We start from the raw sequence: 2,784 nt of genomic DNA, 5'->3' as shown, positions 1-2,784 counted from the left end.
GTCTGCAAGAAGGCTGGTGTACCGACGTTGAGGCATCTGAAGGAGTTCCGAGGCATGGAAGGTTCAGTGGGCCAGAAGGTCGATGTCAGTGTACTCGACGGGCTCAAAGTGCTGACCATTACTGCGGTCTCCAAAGGCAAGGGATTTCAGGGCCCCGTTAAGCGGTGGCACTTCGCGGGCTGGTTCAAGAGTCACGGGTCGAAGGGACTTCGTCGTTGTGGTGCCATCGGGTGCCGTCTGACGCCTGGCCGCGTTTTCAAGAATCATAAGATGGCCGGTCACATGGGCTGCCACGTGACGACTGTCACAGGAATCAGGGTGATTGCAGTCGACGTTGAGAAGAACCTGCTTGTGGTCAAGGGCAGTATTCCTGGCGGAGACAACGCGCTCCTGAAGATCAGGGCTTGAGAGGTAGAGACATGAGCACTGTGAAGATGATTGATGTTACTGGCGCCGATGCTGGTGAAGTTGAACTCGCCGAAGGTCTCTTTGGTAGCAGCATCAATGAGACGGCCATGTATATGGGCGTCAAGAAGTTCTTGGCTGGGCTGCGCCGTGGGACTGCAAATACCAAGGGTCGCAGTGAGATCAACAAGACCAAGAAGAAAGTCTGGAAACAGAAGGGTACCGGGCATGCGCGTCAGGGCAACAAGCGTGCGCCTCAGTGGAAGGGCGGAGGCGTTGTCTTCGGTCCCAAGGCCAGAGACTTCACACTTGACCTGAACAAGTCGACCAGACGTAGCGCCATCCTTAGTTCACTGGCCCAGCGGGCTGGCGAGAACGCGATTGTGGTTTTGCGTGGGCTCAAGCTTGAGCAGCCCAAGACGAAGGCGCTCTTGACGGCGCTGAAGGCAGCGGCCATTCCTGAGAATGCGTTGCTTGTTTTTGCTGAGGAAAATGGTGAAGTTGTCCTTTCTGGCCTCAACCTGCCTCGGCTTGGCCTGCTTCATTTCTCGGAGTTGAACGCGTATGATGTGCTCCTGCATTCCACGGTTGTTTTCACCGAAGAGGCCCTGAAGGGCGCCGAGGAGGTGTATGCATGAGCAAAGAGATCCTGTTGTACCCCATCGTAACCGAGAAGAGCATGAGCATGACCGAAGAGGGCAGGTACAACTTCATCGTCGTCAAAAACTCCACCAAGTTGGAGATCAAGGACGCCGTTGAGAAGATGTTCAATGTGAAAGTTGCTTGGGTCAACGTTCTCAGGACTCACGGCAAGAAGAGGATGCGGAAGGCTTCGATCGGCATGACGCCTTCGAAGAAGAAGGCCGTTGTTGCTCTGATGCCTGGGTTCAAGATCGACGTTATCACTAATATTTAAGAGGGTGCCCCATGAGTATTGTGAGATCATATAAACCAACGTCTCCGGGAATCCGTTCCAGGAAGACGCTCATTCACACCGAGGTCACCCGGGACACTCCTGAGAAGTCCCTGACCTTTGGCTTGCGCAAGCAGGCCGGGCGAAACAATACGGGCAAGATCATGGTTCGTCACCAGGGTGGGGGTATCCGTCAGCTCTATCGTGTTATTGACTTTGCACGTGACGTGGACAACGTTCCGGGTAGGGTAGCCGAGATCGAGTATGACCCGAACCGTTCTGCCCTGATTGCTCTTGTACACTATGCCAACGGCAAGAAGACGTACATCCTTCTGCCGGAGGGCCTGAAAGTCGGCGAGACCATCATGTCCGGTGACAACGTCGAGATTCGGGCAGGCAACAACACCAGACTTGCCAAAATGCCGTTGGGAACGACCATTCACAACATTGAACTGTTCCCTGGCAAGTCCGCTCATGTAGCGCGTGCTGCTGGCGCCTCAGCTCAGCTTCTGGCCAAGGAGGCCGGTTGGGCACAGGTNNAATTCCCGTCACCGGGGTATTCGTCCGACGGTGCGCGGTGTTGCCATGAACCCCGTCGACCACCCGCATGGTGGTGGTGAAGGCAAGTCTCCTGTTGGACATCCTGGACCTCTTACTCCTTGGGGCAAGCCGACTCTTGGCTACAAAACCCGCAAGAAGAAGAACCAGTCCGACAAGTATATTTTGAAGCGTATAAACTAGGAGAACGCCGATGAGCGATACGAAGACCAACAAGGGTTTTGTCGAAGAACGTCTGCTCGGCAGAATCCTCGAAATGAACCGAAAAGGTGAGAAGAAGCTCGTCAAGACATGGAGCCGTCGTTCTTACGTGGTCGAGGAGATGGTGGGGCACACGATTGCCATCCATAATGGCAAGACCCATGTTCCCGTCTACATCTCGAAGGCCATGGTTGGGCACAGGCTCGGTGAGTTCGCTCTCACCCGCAACTTCCATGGTCACACTGTTCCAACAGCGCGCACGAGCGCATTGAGGTAGGTGCAAGATGGAAGCATTTGCGAAACTTGAGCACATTCGGCTTTCTCCTTTCAAGACACGCCTGGTGGCTGACCTTATCAGGGGAAAGAATATCGACCAGGCGGTTGCCATTCTCGACTCGCTACCCAATCGGCCTGCCGTTACCATCAAGAAGGTTATGTTGTCTGCCGCTGCCAATGCCGAGAACAATTTCAAGATGAACCGTGACACGCTGTATGTGTCCAAGATTCTCATCGACGGACAGGGTGGAGTCAAGAGAGTCTCCCCGAGAGGCATGGGTCGTGCGGATATCATCCGCAAGCCCCTCTCCCGGATCTATATCTGCGTAGCTGAGAAAGAGGAGGCTTAGGTGGGCCAGAAAGTACATCCGTATGGATTCAGGCTTGGCATTACCCAGGACTGGGAATCCAAGTGGTTTGCTTCGAAGAAG

Annotated in this window: 5 protein-coding genes and 1 pseudogene; all 6 read left to right on the top strand. The window is 54.5% G+C overall.

Translation table 11 applies throughout. The features are described 5' to 3' along the window. The coding region (rplC, locus tag SMC5_RS05370; RefSeq protein WP_165848990.1) for a 50S ribosomal protein L3 at positions 1-408 on the top strand (408 nt) is incomplete at its 5' end. An 11-nt stretch (positions 409-419) separates the two neighbouring features. After that, complete coding sequence (gene rplD / locus SMC5_RS05365; RefSeq protein ID WP_119119906.1) at positions 420-1,043, top strand: 50S ribosomal protein L4; 624 nt, start codon at positions 420-422, stop codon at positions 1,041-1,043. Further along, entirely contained in the window at positions 1,040-1,321 is a 282-nt protein-coding gene (gene rplW, locus SMC5_RS05360) for a 50S ribosomal protein L23 (RefSeq protein WP_119087513.1), read from the top strand. Before rplD ends, rplW begins: the two co-directional genes overlap by 4 nt. An 11-nt stretch (positions 1,322-1,332) precedes the next feature. After that, a pseudogene (gene rplB, locus SMC5_RS05355) lies at positions 1,333-2,059 on the top strand (50S ribosomal protein L2). A 10-nt stretch (positions 2,060-2,069) separates the two neighbouring features. Continuing rightward, entirely contained in the window at positions 2,070-2,354 is a 285-nt protein-coding gene (gene rpsS / locus SMC5_RS05350) for a 30S ribosomal protein S19 (protein ID WP_119085828.1), read from the top strand. Positions 2,355-2,361: 7 nt separating this feature from the next. Next, complete coding sequence (rplV, locus tag SMC5_RS05345) at positions 2,362-2,703, top strand: 50S ribosomal protein L22 (RefSeq protein ID WP_119085827.1); 342 nt, start codon at positions 2,362-2,364, stop codon at positions 2,701-2,703. Positions 2,704-2,784: the final 81 nt, after the last annotated feature.

Origin of the sequence: Candidatus Cryosericum odellii (assembly GCF_003570935.1) — a bacterium.
In the GTDB taxonomy this organism is placed as follows: Bacteria; Caldisericota; Caldisericia; order Cryosericales; family Cryosericaceae; genus Cryosericum; species Cryosericum odellii.
This window is presented reverse-complemented; position numbering and strand designations above follow the sequence as displayed.